General features: G+C 58.8%; 22 protein-coding genes. 6 read left to right on the forward strand and 16 right to left on the reverse strand.

Annotated features, from left to right (window positions below):
• Window positions 1–9: 9 nt before the first annotated feature.
• The 9 genes from ACWJKU_RS18215 to mnmG form a co-directional block, all read right to left on the reverse strand.
• The gene (locus ACWJKU_RS18215; RefSeq protein ID WP_454144635.1) at window positions 10–546 is read right to left on the reverse strand and encodes a F0F1 ATP synthase subunit delta; all 537 of its coding nucleotides are present in this window, start codon (window positions 544–546) and stop codon (window positions 10–12) included.
• Window positions 546–1,025, reverse strand: coding sequence for a F0F1 ATP synthase subunit B (locus tag ACWJKU_RS18220; protein ID WP_454144637.1), 480 nt, complete (start codon window positions 1,023–1,025; stop codon window positions 546–548). The genes ACWJKU_RS18215 and ACWJKU_RS18220 overlap by 1 nt, the downstream gene beginning before the upstream one ends.
• A gap of 54 nt (window positions 1,026–1,079) precedes the next feature.
• Window positions 1,080–1,343 carry a F0F1 ATP synthase subunit C gene (gene atpE / locus ACWJKU_RS18225; protein ID WP_454144639.1) on the reverse strand — a complete coding sequence of 88 codons (264 nt, stop codon included), beginning with the start codon at window positions 1,341–1,343 and terminating at the stop codon, window positions 1,080–1,082.
• Between the two features lie 41 nt (window positions 1,344–1,384).
• Complete coding sequence (gene atpB, locus ACWJKU_RS18230) at window positions 1,385–2,164, reverse strand: F0F1 ATP synthase subunit A (protein WP_454144641.1); 780 nt, start codon at window positions 2,162–2,164, stop codon at window positions 1,385–1,387.
• 11 nt (window positions 2,165–2,175) lie between these two features.
• Window positions 2,176–2,553 carry an ATP synthase subunit I gene (locus ACWJKU_RS18235; protein WP_454144643.1) on the reverse strand — a complete coding sequence of 126 codons (378 nt, stop codon included), beginning with the start codon at window positions 2,551–2,553 and terminating at the stop codon, window positions 2,176–2,178.
• 67 nt (window positions 2,554–2,620) lie between these two features.
• Complete coding sequence (locus tag ACWJKU_RS18240; RefSeq protein ID WP_454144645.1) at window positions 2,621–3,469, reverse strand: ParB/RepB/Spo0J family partition protein; 849 nt, start codon at window positions 3,467–3,469, stop codon at window positions 2,621–2,623.
• Window positions 3,470–3,490: 21 nt separating this feature from the next.
• A complete protein-coding gene (locus ACWJKU_RS18245; RefSeq protein WP_454144647.1) occupies window positions 3,491–4,273 on the reverse strand; it encodes a ParA family protein in 783 nt (260 codons plus the stop codon).
• Between the two features lie 7 nt (window positions 4,274–4,280).
• Window positions 4,281–4,901 carry a 16S rRNA (guanine(527)-N(7))-methyltransferase RsmG gene (gene rsmG, locus ACWJKU_RS18250; protein ID WP_454144649.1) on the reverse strand — a complete coding sequence of 207 codons (621 nt, stop codon included), beginning with the start codon at window positions 4,899–4,901 and terminating at the stop codon, window positions 4,281–4,283.
• A 5-nt stretch (window positions 4,902–4,906) separates the two neighbouring features.
• Window positions 4,907–6,781, reverse strand: coding sequence for a tRNA uridine-5-carboxymethylaminomethyl(34) synthesis enzyme MnmG (mnmG, locus tag ACWJKU_RS18255; RefSeq protein ID WP_454144651.1), 1,875 nt, complete (start codon window positions 6,779–6,781; stop codon window positions 4,907–4,909).
• 164 nt (window positions 6,782–6,945) lie between these two features.
• Between mnmG and ACWJKU_RS18260 the strand changes: the two genes are divergently transcribed.
• The 3 genes from ACWJKU_RS18260 (at window position 6,946) to ACWJKU_RS18270 (ending at window position 10,974) form a co-directional block, all read left to right on the forward strand.
• Complete coding sequence (locus tag ACWJKU_RS18260) at window positions 6,946–7,860, forward strand: AAA family ATPase (protein ID WP_454144653.1); 915 nt, start codon at window positions 6,946–6,948, stop codon at window positions 7,858–7,860.
• Window position 7,861: 1 nt separating this feature from the next.
• Entirely contained in the window at window positions 7,862–8,893 is a 1,032-nt protein-coding gene (locus tag ACWJKU_RS18265; RefSeq protein WP_454144655.1) for a DUF58 domain-containing protein, read from the forward strand.
• 98 nt (window positions 8,894–8,991) lie between these two features.
• Complete coding sequence (locus tag ACWJKU_RS18270; protein ID WP_454144657.1) at window positions 8,992–10,974, forward strand: transglutaminase TgpA family protein; 1,983 nt, start codon at window positions 8,992–8,994, stop codon at window positions 10,972–10,974.
• Window positions 10,975–10,987: 13 nt separating this feature from the next.
• Here the strand turns inward: ACWJKU_RS18270 and ACWJKU_RS18275 are convergent, their stop codons facing one another.
• Both ACWJKU_RS18275 and ACWJKU_RS18280 read right to left on the reverse strand, forming a co-directional pair.
• Entirely contained in the window at window positions 10,988–11,428 is a 441-nt protein-coding gene (locus ACWJKU_RS18275) for an NfeD family protein (RefSeq protein ID WP_454144659.1), read from the reverse strand.
• The gene (locus ACWJKU_RS18280) at window positions 11,428–12,351 is read right to left on the reverse strand and encodes an SPFH domain-containing protein (protein ID WP_454144661.1); all 924 of its coding nucleotides are present in this window, start codon (window positions 12,349–12,351) and stop codon (window positions 11,428–11,430) included. The genes ACWJKU_RS18275 and ACWJKU_RS18280 overlap by 1 nt, the downstream gene beginning before the upstream one ends.
• Window positions 12,352–13,158: 807 nt before the next feature.
• On the opposite strand from ACWJKU_RS18280, the gene ACWJKU_RS18285 reads away from it, so the two are divergent.
• Window positions 13,159–13,683: a hypothetical protein gene (locus ACWJKU_RS18285; protein ID WP_454144663.1), complete on the forward strand. Its 525-nt coding sequence runs from the start codon at window positions 13,159–13,161 to the stop codon at window positions 13,681–13,683.
• 17 nt (window positions 13,684–13,700) lie between these two features.
• Here the strand turns inward: ACWJKU_RS18285 and ACWJKU_RS18290 are convergent, their stop codons facing one another.
• Entirely contained in the window at window positions 13,701–14,516 is an 816-nt protein-coding gene (locus ACWJKU_RS18290) for a tetratricopeptide repeat protein (RefSeq protein WP_454144665.1), read from the reverse strand.
• 275 nt (window positions 14,517–14,791) lie between these two features.
• Between ACWJKU_RS18290 and ACWJKU_RS18295 the strand changes: the two genes are divergently transcribed.
• Window positions 14,792–16,000 carry an EAL and HDOD domain-containing protein gene (locus ACWJKU_RS18295; protein ID WP_454144667.1) on the forward strand — a complete coding sequence of 403 codons (1,209 nt, stop codon included), beginning with the start codon at window positions 14,792–14,794 and terminating at the stop codon, window positions 15,998–16,000.
• Window positions 16,001–16,042: 42 nt separating this feature from the next.
• On the opposite strand, the gene cysE is transcribed toward ACWJKU_RS18295, so the two are convergent.
• Window positions 16,043–16,801, reverse strand: coding sequence for a serine O-acetyltransferase (gene cysE / locus ACWJKU_RS18300; RefSeq protein WP_454148188.1), 759 nt, complete (start codon window positions 16,799–16,801; stop codon window positions 16,043–16,045).
• Between the two features lie 5 nt (window positions 16,802–16,806).
• A complete protein-coding gene (locus ACWJKU_RS18305; protein ID WP_454144669.1) occupies window positions 16,807–17,532 on the reverse strand; it encodes an RNA methyltransferase in 726 nt (241 codons plus the stop codon).
• Window positions 17,533–17,620: 88 nt separating this feature from the next.
• On the opposite strand from ACWJKU_RS18305, the gene ACWJKU_RS18310 reads away from it, so the two are divergent.
• Entirely contained in the window at window positions 17,621–18,454 is an 834-nt protein-coding gene (locus tag ACWJKU_RS18310) for an inositol monophosphatase family protein (protein ID WP_454144671.1), read from the forward strand.
• A 7-nt stretch (window positions 18,455–18,461) separates the two neighbouring features.
• On the opposite strand, the gene ACWJKU_RS18315 is transcribed toward ACWJKU_RS18310, so the two are convergent.
• Entirely contained in the window at window positions 18,462–20,885 is a 2,424-nt protein-coding gene (locus ACWJKU_RS18315) for a DUF3772 domain-containing protein (RefSeq protein WP_454144673.1), read from the reverse strand.
• A gap of 67 nt (window positions 20,886–20,952) precedes the next feature.
• Window positions 20,953–22,416 (reverse strand): 4-hydroxy-3-polyprenylbenzoate decarboxylase, encoded by a 1,464-nt coding sequence (gene ubiD, locus ACWJKU_RS18320; protein ID WP_454144675.1) that lies wholly within the window; start codon window positions 22,414–22,416, stop codon window positions 20,953–20,955.
• Window positions 22,417–22,790 lie beyond the last annotated feature (374 nt).

Below are 22,790 nucleotides of genomic sequence, written 5' to 3' on the forward strand. Positions count from 1 at the left end.
CTTCTCGCTCTAATTCCTGAGTGTCTTTGCTAGTCGTTCAACCTGGCCGCGGATGGATGCGTCTATCACCCGGTCTCCCGCCTTGACGTAGACGCCGCCGATCAGGGATGGTTCGACATTGACGCGCAAGCGTGCTTTCTTTTGCAAAATACGCTCGAGCACGGAAGCCAACCGGGCTTCCTCGACGTTTTTCAAAGGAAACGCCGTGCTGACATCGACTTCGACGTAACCCTCATCCTCGGCCTTATACTGGTTGAAAAGCGCGGCGATGTACTTAACCAGATCAAGCCGGCGATTCTGAATCAACAGCCGGACGAAATTTTGTGCTTCGCTATCCAGATAGTCTTTGCAGAGGCCGAGAAAAGCCGTCGAGAATTGTTCGCGGTCAGCCTTCGGGTTAGCCGCGGCTCTCGCCAACTGATCGTCTTCCATGAGCATCGTGACGAAAGCGAGCGCCTCGCTCCACTTATCAGCCGCTCCCGTTTCCTTGGCCCTCTTGTAAACCGCAACGGCATAAGGTCTCGCCAACGTCGTTAACTCGCTCATTATGCTTGACCCAACTGCTTACCGAGATTGTCGATGATTTCCCGATGCTTTTTCTGGTCCACTTCTTTCTGCAGGATCTGCTCGGCCGCAGAAATCGCCAGCACCGCTACTTGTTGGCGCAAACCTTCTTTCGCCTGTTGCAACTCGCGCTCGATCTCGGCTTTGGCGGCCGCGACGATCCGCTCGCCTTCCTCCTTCGCCGCTTGCTTGGACTCTTCGACCGCTTCGTTTGCGCGCTTTTGCGCGAGATTCACGATTTCCGCGGCCTGGTCTTTCGCTTCCCGCAACAGCGCAGTCGCGCGCTTCTCAGCCAACTCCATCTCGTGCTTGCCTTTTTCAGCCGAAGCGAGACCGTCAGCAATCTTCTTCTTGCGCTCCTCGAGGGCTTGCATCAAAGGCGGCCACACGTACTTCATGGTGAACCACACCAGAAGCGCAAATGTGATCATTTGGCCGATCAGAGTGGCGTTAATACTCACAGCGCTTTCCTCTTTGGTTATTTGCCGTTATCAGCGTCGCCAATCGCGGCTTCATCAGCCCTTGATCGCCGACAGGAACGGATTGGCGAAGGTGAAGAACAAAGCAAGACCAACGCCGATCATGGTTACGGCGTCGAGCAGACCGGCCACGATGAACATTTTGACCTGAAGCATCGGAACCATCTCGGGCTGACGCGCGGCGCCTTCCAGAAATTTGCCGCCCAACAAGCCGAAACCGATAGCGGTTCCCATGGCGCCGAGACCCAGGATGATGCCTACGGCGATTGCGGTCATGCCAGATACAGATGCGATTTCCATTGTTCCTCCGAATTATCGAACGTTAAGGTTGGTTGAAAGGTTTAATGATCTTCGTGGGCCAGACTCAGGTATACGATGGTCAGAACCATGAAGATAAAAGCCTGCAAGGTAATGATCAGAATGTGAAAGACCGCCCAGGGGAAGCTCAGCACGGGCTGCACATACCAAGGCAGCAGCGCGATCAGGATGAAAATGAGCTCTCCGGCATACATGTTTCCGAAGAGACGAAGACCGAGCGATACGGGCTTTGCCAACTCCTCGACGAGCTTCAGGATTAGATTGAAAGGAATCATCCAGACGCTGTGGAAAGGAGTCAGAATCATTTCTTTTCCGAAGCCGATCGGTCCTTTCACCTTGAAGCTGTAGAACAGGATCAGAAAGAACACCGAAATCGACATCGCGAAAGTGGCGTTCAGATCGGTACTGGGAACGACGCGGAGATAGTCGAGGCCGATCGCCTTGGCGATGTCCGGCAACAGATCGACCGGAAGCAGGTCCATCGCGTTCATCAAAAACACCCAGACGAAGATGCTCAGCGCCAAGGGCGCGATCAGCGCGCTACGCCCGTGGAAGCTGTCCTTCACCTGGGTGTCCACGAATTCGATGAGCATTTCCGCAAAATTCTGCAACGGGCCCGGCACGCCCGAAGTCGCTTTTTCCGCGGCCTTGCGAAATATGATCAGGAACAGCCCACCCAGAAATACGGAGAAAAACAGGGTATCCAGATGGAATGTCCAGAATCCTTCGCCGGTCGATAAAGGGGTCAGGTGGTGAACGATATATCCCGTTGCCCCGCCGGAGCCATGTTCTTCTGTCGCCATATTCTCTCTCGTTACCGTTCGATATCGCGCATCAAAAGCGCAAACCAAAACACCATCAATGCCGACGCGAAACCGGCAAATAACGGCAGGAATAAAATGTTAGGCAGTTGGAAAATTAAAATAAATAAACCGGCGGTTATGATTATTTTTATGGTTTCGCCGATATAAAACGCTCTTACGACATTCTTCGCCGCTCTTGTTTTATCGGAAAATCCGAACTTTGCGGCGAAATAGGCGTTCGGCAGAAAAGCCGCCAGCCCGCCGAACAGCGCCGATCTCGCTTCCGGCCAACCGAAGAAGGCCAGCATGGAGCCGGCAATCAGCGCAATCGCAATAAGTTGCATCAACAGAACCCGCTTGACGGCGAAAAACAGTTTTTTCGCACCCACAGAGGGCCCCCCAAAAAAATGCCTCGGAATGATAACAACCAAAATGCCGAAGATCAACGCTACCTGTTTATTTCAGCCGATCGAGAACGCCCTCCAGTTGATCGAGGCTGTCGTAATGGATGACCAGTTGTCCGGCGCCTTTTTTGCCGTGCTTGATCAGCACCGGGGCACCGATTCGCGTGGCGATTCGCTCTTCCAGGCGACGGATGTCGGGATCTTTCGATTCCGGTTTCCGCGCCTTCGTTCCGTCCCGTAGATTTTGAATCAGCAGCTCCGTGGCGCGAACGCTCAACTTTGCCGCGGCGACCTTGCGCGCGACCTCGGCCTGTAGCTGAAACTCCAGCGCGAGTATCGCTCGCGCGTGCCCCATCTCCAGGGCACCGGTGAGCAGCAGATGCTTGACTTCCGGATGAAGTTCGTTTAGGCGCAGCAAATTGCTGACGGTGGCACGGGACTTGCCGACGGCGTCCGCGATCTGCTGGTGGGTCATTTCGAACTCTTCGAGCAGGCGCTTGAGGGCTTCCGCCTCCTCCAGAGGATTCAAATCTTCCCGCTGGATATTTTCGATCAGGGCGATCGCCAGGGCGACCTGATCGGTAACCTCGCGCACGACCACCGGCAAATCGTGCAATCCGGCCAACTGAGCCGCCCGCCAGCGTCTTTCGCCGGCGATGATTTCATAAGGGCCGTCGCCCGTCGGCCTGACCACCACGGGTTGAACCACGCCTTGTGCGCTGATCGAATCGGCCAGTTCCTGAAGCCGCGCCGGATCGATGTCCTTGCGCGGCTGGAAACGACTCGGCCTGAGTTGGTCTATGGAAAGCGTTCTCAGCTTTTTTTCGCTTTCGGGTTCCAGCTTGGCGCCGCCCAGCAGGGCATCGAGGCCGCGGCCGAGTCCTCGTCTTTTTGCCGTCATGGTTCGAATGTTTGAAGAAAGTTAAGCGGTTCTCAGCGATTTCTGATTGCGTCGCACGATTTCGCCGGCCAAGGCCAGATAGGCGAGGGCTCCCCGCGAGGACTTGTCGTACTTCATCACAGGCAACCCGTGGCTCGGCGCTTCGGCCAGCCGAATATTGCGCGGGATGATGGTGCGGAAGACTTTATCGCCAAAATGATCGATCAATTGCGCTGACACGTCGTTCGCGAGCCGGCTGCGGGTATCGTACATCGTACGCAGCAGGCCCTCGATTTGCAGATCGGGATTGACCGAGTCGCGGATATTTCCCAGCGTATCCATCAAATCCGAAAGCCCTTCCAGGGCATAATACTCGCACTGCATGGGAATCAGGACGCTGTCCGCAGCGACCAGGGCGTTGAGCGTCAGCACGTTGAGCGACGGCGGACAGTCGATGAGGATGAAGTGGTAATCGTCGCGGCAACTCTTGAGCGCCTCGGCGAGCGCGCGTTCTTTGCCCGTCTGCCGCATCAGTTCGACCTGAACGGCGGTGAGGTCGGCGTTGCCCGGCAGAAGATCGAGGCCGATCTCCGGCAATGATTGAACGGCCTCACGCACCGCAGTTCGGCGGGTCAGGACGTCGTAAGACGAGATTTTGAGATTTTTCTTGTCGATGCCGCATCCCATGGTCGCGTTGCCTTGCGGATCCAGATCCGCAAGCAGAACGCGATACCTGGCCGCCGCCAGAGATGCCGCCAAGTTGATGCTGGTGGTCGTTTTGCCCACGCCCCCCTTTTGATTGGCTACTGCGATAATTTTGCCCATGGTTTCCTCAACCGACAGCTATTTCGATCAAATGACGTTCAACGTCGAGCCCCGGGATATTCAACATATGCGTCTTAACCGCACAGTCTTTCAGGGCTTGAATTTCTTTTTCGGGCAACTGCCCCTTCTGGGCCAATATCACGCCATGTGGAGCCAACATTCTCCGTACGGCGGCCACCAGATCGCCGAGGTTCGCATAGGCCCGCGCCAACACCGTATCGAAGCCGGGTTCCGGGCGGTAATTTTCCACCCGCGCCGTGACCACCTCCACGTTCGATAAGCCCAATTCGATCACGGCCTGTTGAACGAACCGCGTCTTTTTCGCGTTGCTGTCCAACAGAACGAAATGCCTGCCTTCGCTCATCACGGCCAAGGGAATGCCGGGCAGACCGGCGCCGGTTCCGACGTCGAGTATCCTTTCGCCCCGGAGATACGGCCAGACGGTGAGGCTGTCGAGCAGATGCAAGTCCACCCCGGTCCGAAGGTCGCGGATGGCCGTCAGGTTGTATACCCGGTTCCATTTCTGGATCAAGCGCAGAAAGGCCACAAGTTTTTCATGTTGTTCCGGGGTGAAAGGTATCTTTAACGCGGTGATTCCGTCCGCCAGCCGTCTGCCGAGTTCGTCCACTTGGATCAGGCGCTCTTCTTCTTGAGATGAACCAACAGCAATGAAATCGCCGCCGGCGTGATGCCCGGAATTCGCGCCGCCTGCCCGATGGTTTCGGGACGTTGTTGCTTGAGCTTTTCACGGACTTCGTTGGACAGCCCGATGACGTTCCGATAATCGAGATTTTCCGGCAAGCGCCAGTGATCGTAACGGCGCGACCGTTCGATCTCCGCCTGTTGCCGATCGATATAGCCCTGGTACTTCGCCTGAATTTCGATCTGGTCGAGGGCTTGCTCGTTTTCTTCTTCGGCCAACCTCGCGGATATTGCTCGCAGATGCTCGATGCGAATTTCCGGCCGCCGCAGCAGTTCGACCAAAGACGAATCGCGCAACAGCGGCGCGCTCAGGAACCGGCTTACGGCTTCGGCTTCCGGCGTATTCGGTTTGACATAATGTTTCGCGAGGTCGGTCTGGATTTCCGCGATCGCCCGCCGTTTCGCTTCGAACGCACGCCAGCGCGCGTCGCTCACCAGGCCCAGTTCGCGGCCTTTGCCGGTCAGCCGAAGATCGGCGTTGTCCTCGCGAAGCAGCAAGCGATATTCCGCCCGGCTGGTGAACATGCGGTACGGCTCGCTGGTGCCGCGGGTGATCAGATCGTCGATCAGAACCCCGATGTAAGCCTCGTCGCGCGTGGGCGACCAGGGTTCCAGATCGTTCGCCTTGCGCGCGGCGTTGAGCCCGGCGATCAAGCCTTGCGCCGCGGCTTCCTCGTATCCCGTCGTGCCGTTGATTTGTCCCGCGAAGAACAAGTTTTCCAGGTGCTTGGTCTCGAGCGAGGATTTCAAGTCGCGCGGGTCGAAGAAATCGTATTCGATGGCATAGCCCGGACGCGTGATATGGGCGTTTTCGAAGCCGCGTATCGATCTCACCAGTTCGTACTGCACGTCGAAAGGGAGGCTGGTCGAAATGCCGTTCGGATAAATTTCATGCGTGTCGAGACCTTCCGGCTCGACGAAGATCTGGTGCGAGTCCCGTTCCGCAAAACGCACCACCTTGTCCTCGATGGACGGACAATAGCGCGGTCCGATGCCTTCGATGACGCCGGCATACATCGGCGAACGGTCGAGGCCGGAGCGGATGATGTCGTGCGTCCGGTCGTTGGTGCGGGTGATGAAGCAGGGCACCTGGCGAGGGTGTTCCTCCCGCTTGCCGAGGAAGGAAAATACCGGAACCGGTTCGTCACCCGGCTGCTCCAGCATGGCCGCATAATCGATGCTCCGCCCGTCGATTCGGGGCGGCGTGCCGGTCTTGAGCCGGCCGACCCGGAGCGGCAGTTCGCGCAGGCGCGCCGCCAAGGCATTGGAGGGCGGGTCGCCCGCTCTCCCGCCTTCGTAATTTTCGAGACCGATATGAATCCGGCCGGCCAGGAAGGTGCCCACCGTGAGCACGACCGCACGCGCCCTGAATTTGAGCCCCATCTGCGTGACCACGCCGGCTGCGCGGCCGTTTTCCACGATCAGATCGGAAACCGATTGCTGGAACAGGGTCAGATTCGGCTGAGTTTCCAGCGCGCTACGCACGGCCATTTTGTAAAGCGCGCGGTCCGCCTGGACCCGAGTCGCCCGCACCGCCGGGCCTTTGCTGGCATTGAGCACGCGGAACTGAATGCCGGCGCGGTCCGCGGCGTGCGCCATCAGGCCGCCCAAGGCATCGATCTCTTTAACCAGATGGCCTTTGCCGATCCCTCCGATGGCGGGGTTGCAGCTCATCTGGCCGAGGGTTTCGATGTTCTGGGTCAACAGCAGCGTCTTCGAGCCGGTCCGCGCGGCGGCCAAAGCCGCTTCGGTGCCCGCGTGTCCGCCACCGACCACGATGACGTCGAATTCGGTGGAAAAATCCATGAGAATTGAAGATTCAGGGAGTCAGATCGGTTTTTCGCTTCATCGAAGCGAATCCATAGCTTACTACATCGAAGACCAAAATTGGCGGAGTGTTTGCGCCTAGACGCAGCCGGCGGACTGCGCCGGGGCTATACTTGATGCGATCGCAACTTTCCAGGCTCTCCATGCGCAACTCCCTAAACGCCCTGCTCCGGACGGCCAATACCGTGATACTCGGCAAGCCGCGCCAGATCCGCCTCGCGATTTGCTGCCTGCTGGCGCGAGGGCATTTGCTGATCGAGGACGTGCCCGGCGTCGGCAAAACGACTTTGGCGCACACCCTGGCCAATCTGCTGGGGTTCAAATATCAGCGCATTCAGTTCACCAGCGATCTTTTGCCGGCCGATATCGTGGGTTCCTCTATCTTCGACGGCAAAACCCACAGCTTTCACTTCCAGCCGGGGCCGATCTTTCACCAAATGATTCTCGCCGACGAGATCAACCGCGCCACGCCCAGAGCCCAGAGCGCGCTTTTGGAAGCGATGGAGGAACACCAGGTCACGGTCGAGGGAGAAACCCGGGCGCTGCCGGAGCCGTTTTTCGTCATCGCCACCCAAAATCCGGCATGCCAGATCGGGACGTTTCCCTTACCCGAGTCCCAACTGGACCGCTTCCTGATGCGAATTACCCTGGGTTATCCGGATAGCCGGTCCGAGCGCGCTCTGCTCAAGGGCGAAGAACGCTCCGCTCTGCTCGAAAAGCTCCCGGTCTGCCTGCCCACCGACGAGTTGCAAGCCTTACAGAAGGCGGTCAAGAACATCCATGTCTCCGACGCGCTCCTGGATTATCTGCAAGCTCTGATCCGATTCAGCCGCGAATCGGGCCATTACGAATGCGGATTGTCGCCCCGCGCCGGGCTCGCCCTGTTGAACGCGGCCCGCGCCTGGAGCTTCGTCGAAGGGCGCGATGCGGTCCTGCCCGAGGATGTGCAGGCCGTATTGGCCCCGGTTTGCGGGCACCGGCTGCATCCCGCATCGAGCGGCGCCACGAACGCCGACGTCGTCGTGGCGCCGATGCTGGAACAGGTGGCAGCGGTTTGACATGGCTGCGCTCCCGCTCCGGGAACGGCTGAATCTCCGGCGCTTCTTCCGCGGCGAAAAAGCGACCGCCGGCCCGATCGCCTTGTCCCATCGGCGGATTTTCATTCTGCCCAGCCGGTCCGGCTTCGCCCTCGCGCTGCTGCTGCTGGTCCAGTGGCTGACCGCCATCAACTACGGCAACAACCTGGCGTTCATCCTCACCTTCCTGTTGGCCGCCGCGGCCATGTCCTCGATGCTGTACAGCTACCGCAATCTTTCCGGATTGAGCATCGGCGTGGGAAAAACGAGCCCCGTCTTCGCCGGCGATCAGGCGTGTTTCGAGTTGCGACTGAGCAACCCGGCGGCCTTGCCGCGCTACGCCATCGATCTGAAGCTCAAAGGCGCCGAGCCGGTACGGCTGGATATACCGGCCGAGAGAAGCGTTCCGGCCATCCTTCGCGTCCGAGCCGAAAGGCGCGGCTGGCTCGAACTCGACACGGTCACCATCAGCACTGCGTTTCCTTTGGGAATCTTCTACGCCTGGTCGCCGATCAACCTGAAACACCGGGTTCTGGTCTATCCAAGGCCGGCTCGGGAACGGCTGCCTTTCCCGCTCTCCGCAGGAGAGCGCGCCGCGGCCCGGCCGCAGGATTCTTCCGACGAGTTCCAAGGACTTCGGGTTTATCGACCCGGCGATCCGTTCAAGCACATTCATTGGAAAAGTTTGGCCAAGGGGCGCGGTCCGCTGGTCAAGCAATATGCCGGCGGAGAAGCGGAGGTGCTTCACCTGAACTGGACGGAGACGAAGGGAAGAAGCGCGGAAGAATGCCTGAGTCGGCTTTGCCGCTGGGTATTGGATGCCGAACAGGCCGGAATGCGTTACTCGCTCGGCCTGCCCGGAACGGCCATAGCCCCCGGCCGGGGAGCCTCGCATTGCCGAAAATGCCTCGAGGCGTTAGCGCTTTTCGACCCATGTTTCAATCCGCGCCCGGCCTCACCGGCCGGACGAGAACCCGCCCGCGGATGGAGGCCGGCGGATCGACCCTCCCCGTGAACGGGGCGGTGACCGGAAGGATAACGATGCACCCCATCGTCGTCCAGATTCGGCAATTCCCCCTGAAGAGGGAGGTTTAAGGCCAATAAGGTGTTCTGATGAAGCCCGCCACTACTTCATTCATGCCGGACAGAATGCAGGAAAACCTGCTCTTGTTCAGCGTTTTCTTTGTCGCCGCGCCGCATTTTCTCAATTTAGGTCTGGGCGTCGTTCTTTATTTTTCCCTGATGGCGGCCTGGCGATTCGCGCTGGGCTATCGCCCCGCCCTGCAACCCGGTCGCCTGCTGCTGTTTCTTCTGACTTTTTCCGGCGCGGCCCTGGTTTATGTCGATTATCATCGCTTTTACGGACGCGAAGCCGGAGCCAGCCTTTTTCTCGTCGGCCTCGGGCTGAAGCTGATGGAGATGCGGAGCCGGCGCGATGTATACCTGGTGGTTTATCTCGCGTTCTTCGTGGCGCTGACTCAGTATCTGTTCTCCCAAAGCATTCCGCTGGCCGCCTATACGCTGGTAGCCGTCGGCTTGCTGGTCTCCGTACTGATCAGGCTGAACGCCGGCCCGATCCTGCCGCTCAGGACCCAGTTCAAGATGGCGGCGTCGCTGGTGGCGCAGGCCCTGCCGATCATGCTGGTCCTGTTTCTATTCTTCCCGCGCATCGCGGGACCCTTGTGGAAACTCCCGGACGAGCCGGTCGGCGCGAAGACAGGGCTCAGCGACACCATCGAGCCGGGCAGCGTGAGCCGTCTCGCCTTGTCGCCGGAGCCGGCTTTTCGAGCCGATTTCGAAGGCGAGCCTCCGCCGCCCGCCGAGCGTTATTGGCGGGGCCCCGTGTTCTGGCACACCGACGGCAAACGCTGGACCCTGCCGCCGGAGCAAGGGCGGAACGGTCTTCGGCCGCCGCAATTTTCGGGACCGGCTTATCGTTACACGATAACTTTGGAACCGCACCAAAAAGAATGGGTTTTCGCTCTGGATCTGCCCAAGATTTTTCCGGGCGACCTTGATCAAACGCCGGAATACCTGTTGCTGGCGCCGCAAAACATCAGCGAGCGCCGGCAATACCCGATTACCTCCTATCCGAACTACCGGACCGGCGAACTCGGCACCATCGAGCGCGAGCAAGGTCTGCAACTGGCCGAAAGACCGTCGGCGCGCGTGCTCCGGCTGGTCGAGCGCTGGCGGCAGTCGGCGTCGGACCCGCAAGACATCGTGAACAAGGCGTTGCTCCATTTCCGGGAGGAACCTTTCGTCTACACGCTCAATCCGCCGCCGATCCGCGATAAGTTGGTGGACACCTTTCTTTTCGAGACCCGCAAGGGTTTCTGCGAGCATTACGCCACGGCTTTCGTTTATCTGATGCGCGTAGCGGCGATTCCGGCGCGGGTGGTCACGGGCTACCAGGGAGGACTATGGAACCCGGTCGGAAAATTTCTCGAAGTCCGGCAGGCCGATGCCCATGCCTGGGCCGAAGTGTGGCTGCCCGAGAAAGGCTGGACACGAATCGACCCGACCGCTGCGGTGGCGCCGCACCGCATCGAGCAGGGGATCAATCTGGATCGGCAACTGGCCGACGGCGAGGTCAATTTCAATCCGGTGGAACGGGCGCTGACCGATGCCGCCTTCGATTTCCGCGATTGGTACCACCAGGCCCGCCTGGTCTGGGCCAGCATCGATCACGGCTGGAACCAATGGGTCTTGAGTTACGACCCGAGAAACCAAAAACGCTTCTTGGAAGCTTTGGGCATCGTCGATTGGCCGGGGGTGATCACCTGGCTGACCGCGCTGCTAACCCTCTGCGGCGCCCTGGTCGGACTCTGGCTGCGGCCGCGCCGGCGGCTCCGCACCGACCCCGCGATGGCGGCGTACGATCGCTTTCTCAAAAAATTGGCGAGAGCGGGGCTGATCAGGCGGACCGGCGAAGGGCCCCGAGATTTCGCTTTGCGCGCCGCGGCCGAACGGCCGGAGGCCAAAGAAGCCATCGGCGCCATTACCGCGCTGTTCTTGCGGGTTCGCTACGGCCGGCAGGCGGATCCGCGCGATGTCGAGCGGCTGCGGCGGCAGGTGAAATCGTTCAGAATCTGACCGCACCCGGCCTTCACCCGGCTTTTTCCACTTTGAGAATCACGCCTTCGGCCGCCACGACCCGAACTTTGCTTCCCGTCTCGCAATCCTCCCCTTGCACCTTCCAGATCGAATCGTCCACGCGAATCCGTCCCTGGCCGTCGACGATCGGGTGTTCCAGGGTAAACAGCCGCCCCACGTACTGCGCCGCCCGCTGGTTCAGTAGAGGCTGGTCGGTCTCGATGGGATGTTTTTTGAGAAACAGCCGAAACAGCGCGATGCTGACGATCGACAGCACCGAGAACGATATCAGCTGATACTCCCAATCGAGCGTCGGCACGATCAGCTTGATCACGCCGACGACGAACGCCGACTCGGCCATCCACAGAAAGTACATCCCCGGCGCGAGGAGTTCGACGATGAGGAGAAATACGCCGAACGCCCACCAGTGCCAAAAAACGATCTCGAATGCCATCAGCCTGCCTTTTTGGAAAACGCTTGTTGGGTGATTTCGCCGATGCCGCTCAGCGCGCCGATGACGCTCGAGGCTTCCAAGGGCATGAGGATGATCTTGTTGTTTTCGGCCGCCGCCAGATTTTGCAAGGCTTCGACGTATTTTTGCGCGACGAAGTAGTTGATCGCCTGAACATCTCCTTTGCCGATGGCTTCGGACACCATCAGGGTGGCTCGCGCCTCCGCCTGGGCCAGGCGTTCCCGCGCTTCGGCCTCGCGGAAGGCGGCTTCCTTGCGGCCCTCGGCTTCCAGAATCGCCGCTTGCTTTTCGCCGTCGGCGCGCAGGATCGCCGCCTGTTTCAAGCCTTCGGCTTCGAGGACGGCGGCGCGCTTGTCCCGTTCGGCCTTCATCTGACGCGCCATGGAATCGACCAGATCCTGCGGCGGCGTGATGTCCTTGATTTCGATGCGCGTCACCTTGACGCCCCAGGGCGTGGTGGCGTCGTCCACCACCGCGAGCAGGCGGGCGTTGATTTCATCCCGCTTCGACAAGAGCTCGTCGAGATCCATAGAACCCATCACGGTGCGGATATTGGTCATGGTGAGCTGCATGATGGCAAGTTGCAGATTGCTGACCTCGTAGGCCGCTTTGGCAGCGTCCACGACTTGAAAGAACACGACGCCGTCCACTTTGACCATCGCATTGTCCTTGGTGATGACCTCCTGAGAAGGAACGTCCAGGACTTGTTCCATCATGTTGATCCGGGCGCCGATCTGGTCGATGACCGGCATGATGACGTTGAGTCCGGGTCTGAGTGTCGCGGTGTATTTTCCAAACCGCTGCACCGTGAATTCGGAACCTTGCGGAACGAATTTGACGCTCAAAACCACCAAAATGATGGACAACACCAAGAGAAACAATACGAACACGCCGAATGCGGACATTTTTCCCCCTATCGATTTATGGAATGCATTGCTTTGCAAAACCGAACGTTGCGGCACGGGATTTTTCATTTCCGCGCCGGTTAAAGCTTAGGGCACCTCGAAAAACCTGCCCGGTTCGGGCTTCGACAGGCTCGGCACGAATGGAACCGGTTGATCCGATGGGAACCGTTCGCACCGCGCGGGTCGAAGTGCGCGGTTTTTCAGGGTGCCCGTAGTCGTCAAAGCGAAATTCAGGCCTCTTTGGCCACATCACTAAATGTAAACAAGTTAAGAAATTTTCTGAATTTAGTTATAGCGCTCCTCAAAACTTGTTAACTGCCACTAAATCTCAAATAGAAACAATGGCCTACGAAATATGTAAAGCTGTGTTGAAAATAGTGTACGCCTGTGTCCGAGTTGTGGATAATTTTGCCTCGGATTTTGTCGCATCGATCCAGCACCTCCTATCCACAGGCTTTACAAGAATTTCAAAGCACGGTTCAAAGTCCATGAGCTGATGATAAGAAAACGCCTCGCCACCTTTTTGAGCCTCTGCTCGGCGAGAGCATGACCGGGCATCGGAAGCATTGTCGAGATCGGGGAGCCGGGCCGGGGGATTCGGAATCTTCGATGCCACACCGGAGCGTTCTGTCGGAAAGGTGAAGCGCGAACAGGTTAGCCAATACCGAAAAGGCCGTTGCCTAAGGGGAAAAAATGTACCGGTTACAAGACAATGGTTTAGCGGATGCAAGGGATAACGCGGGATACAAATATTATTCGCATCAGGGCAAGCAGCGCCGCTCGTCTCGGACGCGGCTCATTTTTTTATTGTCCGTTGGTTTGGTCATCGAAACGGCGCTGCTCTTGGTCTTGTTTATCCAGTTGACTCTGAGCGAACAGGAAAACTTGGATTTGACCGTCGCGGAGAAAAAACAGGCTCAGGAACTCGAGGCATTGAAGCCCGAAGTCGAAAAGCTGCGAGCCGACATCGCCGCGCTGACCGTTGAGCGACTGCCGAATCTGGCCAAGCTCGAATTCGACCAGGTGATCCCGCTCGATTTAGGTTATGTGAAGAACATCGTCTTCACCGTTGCCGGCAAGGATTCGGATAAGCGCTACGAATATAAGATCGTCATGCATAATCCAGGCTTGTCGCTCATCCATCCGGAGGTTGATATCCTGTTCTTCGATCGCGTGGGCATTCAAGTCGGGTTGTCCAGGATAGGGTTTCATCCGGACGGCACGCCGAATCTGGACATGCTGGAGCGGGGCGAGGTTCGTTCTTTCTCGTCGAAGGTCGAGTTGACCGACGACGCCGATCCGGAATATTTCCGGATCAAAATTCATAAATGAGCGTTCAAGCCGCCGGATCAAACGTACAGGGCGCTGGCGAGACGTCCGCGATACTCCCGGGTAAGCGCGTGATCGTCGCCGAGAAATTTGAAAATGGCGAGACAGGCTTTCCTGGCGCCGTCGTCGTCGTAATGTCGCTCGCCCCGAACCACTTCGATAAAGGCCGATAACGCTTTTTCGAAGTCGGCGTTTTTCAAGTGCCCGATGGCCGATAAATAGGCCGGCTTCATGGGCGCTTCCGGCAAGCCGCCGGGTCGTTCGGCATGCTCGAACAAACGGGAAAAGGCACGGATGCTTTCAGCCAGCGGATAAGCATCCGAAGCCGGGCCGACCCGCTCTACGGCCGCCGCCGCCTTCCGGTGATCCGAGGAAAGCAGCAGGCGGGCCAGCATGACGGCGGCGTGGTCGTTATCAGGCTCCGCGGCCAGCACTTCCTCCAGAATCGCAACGGCCTTGTCGGAACGGCCGCCAAGAGCTTCGGCCTCCGCCTGCTTGATGCGGTCCCGAAACGGGCTCGGCAGGATGCGATTCAGCCAGTCCCGGATCACGGCTTCCGGCAACGCGCCGGTGAATTCATCGACGACCCGCCCGTCGACGAAAAGCTTCACGTTGGGGATGCTGCGCACCTGATAGCGGGCGCCGACGTCCGGCAGTTCCTCGGTGTTGATCTTGACCAGCACGAAACGTCCCGGGTTGCTCCGAGCGAGCCGCTCCAGAACCGGGCCCAAGGCGCGACAAGGCGCGCACCAGGGCGCCCAGAAATCGACCAGAACGGGTATGGCGTGACTGCGATGAAGAACGTCGGTATCAAAATCTGGAATCGTGTCGGACATAATCTTTTCGCTTGGGATGAATGACGTTTGCCGATCTCGATTTTCGCTGAGTCGAACTATTCTTCGGCCGGATCGAGCCGAACGACGGAAGCGTATCAAATCTCCTTTTCGCCGGGCGAGTTGCCCGATTCGACGAATATCTTTCTCAGCCTTGGCTAAACTTTCAAGACTCCTTTGCCCATTCGATGCCATCGCCGGTACGTCGAGCGCAAACTCGTAATGCAATAAAACGCAATATCCCGCCATCTCAAACCCCAGATAAAGGCCCGCTCATCGTGAGGAACGATTTTCTCATCGGACGACAGCAAATCTTCGATCGCGATTTATGTGTTTTCGCCTATGAATTGTTGTTCCGCGACATCAACGGAAGTACGGCAGCCGCATTTGGGCCGACCGCCGCCAGCAATCAAGTCATCGTGGACAGCCTGCTCGAATACGGATTGGATCAAATCGTCGGGAAGCAGTTGGCTTTCATTAATCTCACCCGGGAAAACCTGCTTTCCGAAACCCCGTTTCTGCTCCCCAAAGACAAGGTCGTCATCGAGGTACTGGAGGATATCCGCGTCGACGAGGCTTTGATTCGGGCTCTGCAAACCCTGGTGCAACAGGGTTACAGGATTGCGCTCGACGATTTCGTATTTGAAGAGGGTTGGCTGCCGCTGGTCGAGATCGCCCACATCATCAAGCTCGACATCCAAAAGATCACGCCGGCCGCCAGCGGATCGATGATCAAGCGGTTCAAGACATTGCCCGTGCGCTTTCTGGCGGAAAAGGTGGAAACGCAGGAGCAATATCTCGAATATCAGGCGCTGGGCTGCGAGTATTTTCAAGGATTCTTTTTCAGCCGGCCGAGCGTGGTGCGGGGGAAACGGCTGGAAACCAGCCAGCATACGGTTTTGCAGTTGATGGCGAAGGTCAACCGGCCGAACGTCTCGATACCCGAGCTGGCGCACACGATTTCGATGGACGTGGGGCTCAGCTACAAGCTTCTGCGCTACATCAACTCGGCGTTCTTCGCTTTGCCGAGAAAAATCGATTCGCTGAAATTCGCCATTACCTATCTGGGCATCCGCGAAATCCAGCGTTGGGCGTCCCTGATCAGCCTCGCGAGTTTTTCCGGCCGATCGATAGAGGTCGTCAAAACCGCATTGATTCGAGCGAGAATGTGCGAATCCCTCGCCGCATCCCTCAAGTTGCCGAGTACCGAGCAATTCTTCCTCGTGGGCCTGATGTCCACCATCGACCAGTTGCTGGAAATTCCCTTGGACGACGCCGTCGCCAGCTTGCCGCTCTCGCGTGAAGTGAAAAACGCCCTGGTGTCCCATGCGGGATTGGCCGGGGAGGCCTTGGACTGCGCCATCAATTACGAACGCTGGAAATTGAACGCGGTGCACTTCGAGAACCTCGATTTGCCCGAAGTGGGCAAGATTCATCTCGAAAGCGTCTGTTGGGCAAACAAGGTTTGCCGGGTGCTGGAAAAGTAGCCGTCTTGCCGGGCCCGGAACCGGCGGCGGGGTCGAATCCGTTTATTTTTCCTCGCCCTGTTTCAGCTCGCAATGCTCCAGTTCCGGCAGCGGCGATTCCGAAACGTCGATGCCCTGCTGTTTGAGCGCTCGCTTTAGCGCCTCGATCTGTTCGTCCAGCGCCTGTATGTGATCGAGCATGTGGTTGACCGCATGAGCGACCGGATCGGGCATATCGGGCGTCAAGCCGTAAGCGTCGAAACGCAGCTTGCTGGCGATGGCCTGGCGGCGTGCTTCCTGGGCCTGGCGATCGGTACTCACCACATGGCCTGGAATTCCGACCACGGTGGCCCCGGCCGGAACGTTCTTGAGCACCACCGAATTGGAACCGATGCGGGCGCCGTCGGCTATCGTGATCGGACCGAGTATTTTCGCGCCGGCGCCGATGACCACGCCATTACCCAGCGTCGGGTGCCTTTTTCCCTTTTTCCACGATGTTCCGCCGAGCGTCACGCCGTGATACAAGGTGCAATCGTCGCCGATCACTGCCGTTTCGCCGATGACGACGCCCATGCCGTGATCGATGAAAAAACGCCGTCCAATCCGTGCGCCCGGGTGAATTTCGATGCCCGTCCACCAGCGGGCCAGGGTCGAAATGAAGCGCGCCAGCCATTTCAGACGAAGATTCCACAACCGATGGCTGAACCGGTGGGCCAATATGGCATGAACGCCGGGGTAGGTGGTCAGGATTTCGAAATAAGACTGCGCCGCCGGGTCACGCTCGAAAATGCAGCCGAATTCTTCTTTCAGTCGTTGCCACATAGCGATCATGCCTGGGGCCGTGTCCTGAGCTGGACGGCCGTCAGTATGCCGCGCAAGAGATGGATTTCCTTTTTCTCCAGCACGGAACGGTTGAAGATTCGTCTGAGCCGGCGCATCACCGAAGGCCCCGCCTTTGTTTCGTGGAGAAATCGCAGGTCGTACAAAGTGCGTTCCAGGTGTCCGTAGAAAGATTCCATTTCAGCGGCTGTCGCCAAAGCCGGCTCGCTATCGCCGCCGTGCGATCGTTGCCGGGCGGCGAGGAAAAGTTCGTAGGCCACGACTTGAACCGCGGCGGCGACATTCAGCGAGCTGAATCCGGGATCGCAGGGAATGTGCAGCAGGTAATGGCACCGTTCCAGCTCCTCGTTGGTCAAACCCGAATGTTCGCGCCCGAATAGAATCGCGGTCTTCGCGCCGCCCGCGGCGATTCGTTCCGCGCATGCGCGGGGATCGAGCTGCGGCCAGGAAATCGTGCGGAGCCGCGCGCTGGCGCCGACGACCAGGGCACAATCGTGGATGGCGTCCTGCAAGTCCCGGCAAACCCGCGCCTCGGCCAGAATATCGTCGGCGCCGGACGCCCTCGCGGTCGCTTCTCCGCTAGGGAAGACCTTGGGCGCGACCAGGGCTAGGTCGCGCAGCCCCATGTTCTTCATGGCGCGCGCCGCTGCGCCGATATTGCCCGGATGCGTGGTTCCGACGAGCACGATCCTGACATGCGACAACCGATTCATGCTTCAGCGAGGGACATCGACCAAAAAGGATAAAATACTATCAGAAATTTGATACTCTTAACCGCTTTTTAACCAGCGCCGATTCAATATGGATCCCATGCTCACTATCGCGGTTCGCGCGGCTCGGACGGCGGGCGATATCATCGTTCGCTCCATGGACCGGGTGAACCTTCTCACCATTACGCCCAAAGGACGCAACGACTTCGTCAGCGAAGTGGATCGCCAAGCCGAACGCGAAATCATTTATACCTTGCAGAAGGCTTATCCCACGCATGCTTTTCTGGGAGAGGAAAGCGGCCGGCAAGGTCCGGCCAAGACCGATTTCGTCTGGGTCATCGATCCTCTGGACGGAACCACCAATTTTCTGCACGGCTTTCCCCAGTTCTGCGTGTCCATCGCGCTGCTCCACCGTGGACGAATCGAAAAGGGCGTGATCTACGATCCGCTGCGCCAGGAATTGTTCACGGCCGCCCGGGGCGCCGGAGCATCGCTGAACAACCGGCGCATTCGGGTAAGCAAACAAACCGGCCTGAGAGCGGCCTTACTGGGCACTGGATTTCCGTTCAAGGATCTGCGCCACGTCGATGCCTATCTCGCCATGCTGCGCGATCTCATGAAAGACACGGCCGGGATCCGCCGGGCGGGCTCGGCGGCTCTCGACCTCGCTTACGTGGCGGCGGGCCGGCTGGATGGTTTTTGGGAAATCGGCCTGAAAAAATGGGATATGGCCGCGGGCCTGCTCATGATTCAAGAAGCGGGCGGTATCGTCACCGATCTGGAAGGAAAGGACAAATATTTCGAATCCGGCAACGTCCTGACGGCGAATCCCAAGCTGCACCAGATCATGGCGAGCGTCATCGAGCCCCACCTGACCGAAGCGCTGCGCTATTCGGGCGATCCTGCGAGCGATCAGTCCGAGTAAACGTGTCTCAGAACTGCGGCGGCGTTTTTTCCCCCCGCGCCGCCGCCAGGATCTGCCTCAATTGATCGTCGTTGAGATTCAGATTCAAGTCTCGGGCCGGCACCGGAATCGGAATCCCCTCCTTGCGGAATGTCGCGTCGATTTCAAAACAGAGATCGCTGGTGACCGAGCCGACTTTGTCGGCATCGTGGAGAGACGCTATCAGTTCGAAGTTGAAGGTATTTTCGGCAAACCCTTTGAACAGAACGGTCGGCGCCGGTGTGCGGCGGATTTCCGGATGATCAAGCGCGATTTTCAGCAGAAGGTCCCGCACTCGCTTGGCATCCGTATCGTGGGATAGGCCGATCGGCAGCACGATGCGTCCCACCGCTTTGTCGGCATAGGTCCGGTTCGTCAGCGCGCCGGAAATCAGAGTCGAATTCGGGATGAATACCGAAGCGCGATCGAAGGTCGTGATTTCCGTCGCGCGTACGCTGATTTTCTTGACATAGCCTTGGTGGTCGCCCACCACGACCCAATCGCCGGCTTTGATCGGGCGCTCGATCAGCAGAATCAGCCCGGACACGAAATTGTTGACGATGTTCTGCAGGCCGAAGCCGATGCCCACGGACAATGCGCCCGCAATGATGGCCAGGTTGGACAGATCGATGCCCAAGGTGGAAATGGCCAGCATGGCCGCGATGGTAAATCCCACATAGCCGGTTGCCGAACGGATCGAATGCCGGATGCCGACGTCCAGCCGCGTCCTCGGGAAGATGCGGTGATCCAGCGCCTTCTGAATCATCCGGGTGACCGCGAGCAGTCCGGCGAAAAGCACCAAGGCCAGCAGGGCATCGGCCAAGGACAGGGTTATGTTGCCCACCCTAAAGCCGAAAAACACGCTGTGAAGCCATGCCGTGAGGTCTTTGCCCGCGGCGCCCCACAATGTCAGCAGCACGACCAGGCCGCCCGACAGGATGAGCAGGTCCGCGGTTCCGCCGAGCCAGAACTTGAGCATCTCGGCGCCGTCGTCGCTCAGGGCCAGGCTGCTGCGAATCTTCGCTCCGAGGGCGGAGGTCTTGCTCAAGCTGTCGTCGATGAGCTCGGAGCTGATTTTGCGCAGCAGGCCGACCGACACATAGAGCCCTACGGTCAACACCAATTGGGTGGCCAGAAGACGGGACAACACGACATAGCCGAGCAACCCCGATAACGGAATCGCATAAACGAAGACCGTCAGCACGAAGCGGAGGCGCTGCCAGCTCGGGCTGAGCGGCGATCCATCGGCGGAAAACCAGATTTTGCGGCGGAGCAAGTTCAGCAGCAGGGCCGCGATGAGCAGACCGAATATGAATTTTTGCAGGAGCGTCGATTCGACCGAAGCGTTGAACTGGGTTCCGATCTCGCTCAATACCCGATCGAAGGCAAACACGAAGGCCAGGCCGTTCACGGTGCGGCTGATGGCCCGCGCACCTTCGTCGTGGATCCGCACCAGTCGCCATTCCGGTTCGAACGGGGCCAGCGCCGCCCGGCAAAAGCCGGCCACGAAAAACAGCAGGACCAGCGACAGCAAAGCGGTTCGGGCGACGGCAAGCAGGGGTTCCGTCAGCAGCTCGGCGTAAGTCAGGCTCAGGAAGAGCGCCAAAACGGCGGCGGAGGGCAATAGCGCCCGGATAAATCCGGTGAACAATGCCGTTCTCAGGCGTTGGCCGTGAGTCGGCTCGACCTCGACCTCGACGTAGCCGAATCTTCGGATCAATGCCCTCCGCAAGGGAAACGCCAGAAGAATCGCCGCGCCGATGCCCGAAGCCAGGCGCCAGCCCACGGTACGGGCACCTTGCCTGAACGTATCGCTGGATCGCCACGTTTGAAGATTTTGCCCGATGACCGTAAATCCGTTACTCAACTCGGACCAGGCTTTCCGCCAGGCCGGCGGCGACAGCGGCGACACGCCCCGCTTCAAGATATGCTCGGTGAAACGGGTGCGCCGCAGCGTCTTGACGTCGCTCACGAGGCGTTCGGCACGCGCGATGATGAGATCGGCTTCTTTTATCGTGCCTTCCGCGGCGGCCAGCCGTTCATTGATAGTCTTGCGCTTGGCCGCCACGGGCGGCGCTTCGGGCGGCGCGCCTTCGGCCGGCGGCGGTCCCAGTGCGGCGAGTTCGTCCCGAATCGCTTGCACTTCGGGCAGAGCTTCGTTCGAGACCGTGCGGGCATCGAGCTGAATGGTCATCAGCTCGTCGCGCAGAGTCGCAAGCCGGCTGTCCGCGATGTCGGGCCTGGTCAGCTCTTTTTCGGTCGCGTCCAGGGTTTTTTGCCAATCCTTTACCAATTCGTTCAATGGGCGTGCCTGCCCGGAATCGGCCGGCCGGGCGGTGCCGAATTGGAGCGTCAGCACCACGAAGAGCATCACCGGCCAAAGGAAGCGCGGTATGGAAGAATGCTTGGTCATCTTGAAATGTCGAGATCCGGCGGCGACGCCTTCGGCGTCGCCGGTTTACTGTCCGCCGGGGCTTGGCTTAAATCCCCAGGCTACTCCAGAGTTGATCGATCTTGCGCCGAACGGCTTCGGTCATCCTGATGGGTTGGCCCCATTCCCGGACGGTTTCGCCGGGCCATTTGTTCGTTGCGTCGAACCCGACTTTCGAGCCCAGGCCCGAAACCGGCGAGGCGAAATCCAGGTAATCGATCGGCGTATTTTCAATGAGCGCGATATCGCGCACCGGGTCCATGCGGGTCGTCATCGCCCAGATCACGTCCTGCCAATTGCGCGCATCGACGTCGTCGTCCACCACGATCACAAACTTGGTGTACATGAACTGCCGCAGGAACGACCACACTCCGAACATGACCCTTTTCGCATGGCCCGGATATTGTTTCTTCATGCTCACCACGGCGAGGCGATACGAGCAGCCTTCCGGCGGCAGATAAAAGTCGACGATTTCCGGAAACTGCTTTTGCAGGATCGGCACGAAGACTTCGTTCAGCGCGACGCCCAGAACGGCCGGTTCGTCCGGCGGCCGCCCCGTGTACGTGCTGTGATAAATGGGATTTTCCCGCTGCGTGATGCGCTCGATGGTGAACACGGGAAATTCCTCGACCTCGTTGTAATAGCCGGTGTGGTCGCCGAACGGGCCCTCCGGCGCGGTTTCGCCGGGATAGATGAAACCTTCGAGGACGATTTCGGCGCTGGCCGGCACTTGCAGATCGCTCAAAAGACAATTGGCCACCTCGGTTTTGGCACCGCGCAAGAGCCCTGCGAAGGCATACTCCGAAAGCGAATCCGGAACCGGCGTCACGGCGCCGAGAATGGTGGCGGGATCCGCGCCTAAAGCGACGGCGACCGGAAACGGCTGACCCGGATGAGTTTCCTGCCAGTCCTTGAAATCCAGCGCGCCGCCCCGGTGCGCCAGCCAGCGCATGATGACCTTGTTCTTGCCGATGACCTGCTGGCGGTAAATTCCCAGATTCTGCCGTTCCTTGTGCGGCCCCCGGGTCACGACCAGCGCCCAGGTGATCAAGGGTCCCGCATCGTCCGGCCAGCAGGTTTGAATGGGATAACGGCCGAGATCGATATCCGATCCGGCATACACGATGTCCTGGCACGGCGCATCTTTCACCTCCTTGGCCGGCATGTTCATGACCTGCTTGTACAGCGGCAGTTTGTCGAACATGTCGCGCATGCCTTTGGGCGGTTCCGGCTCTTTGAGAAAAGCCAAGAGCTTCCCGACTTCGCGAAGCGCTTCGACCGACTCTTGTCCCATCCCCAAGGCAACGCGCCGGGGCGTTCCGAACAGATTGGCGAGCACCCGGATATCCGATCCCGTCGGTCGTTCGAACAACAAGGCGGGACCGCCGGCCTTGAGGGTCCGGTCGCAGACTTCGGTCATTTCGAGATTCGGGTCGATTTCGACGGCTATGCGTTTAAGCTCGTCGATGGCCTCTAAATGGGCGATGAATTCGCGGAGATCGCGGTACTTCATGAAACGGCGGTTCGGACCTGGTAAGACGGGGTATTGTACCGGAGTGCGAAGATTCGGCCGGACTTTTTTCGGCCGCATTCGCCGGCACCCGTTGTGCAGAACCTATCAAAAAGTCTGTGTGCAAACTGTAACGAATCGATCGAACATCGGGGAACACCGATTTATCCACAGGTTCCGCCACGTCCGGCGCTGACTTTCATCCACAGGGAATTATTCTTTAATCCATTGTTTCATAAATGGAAAAAACGGTATTTCAACACATGCACCCGGCTTGTTACTAATTCAAAGAAAAATTTTTACCTGTTTACAGTAAGCGCGGGGGAATTCGCGAAACGCGGAAAACGACAGGTGCCCGTAATTTCACGCATAGACCG

The organism is Methylocaldum sp. MU1018, assembly GCF_053646775.1.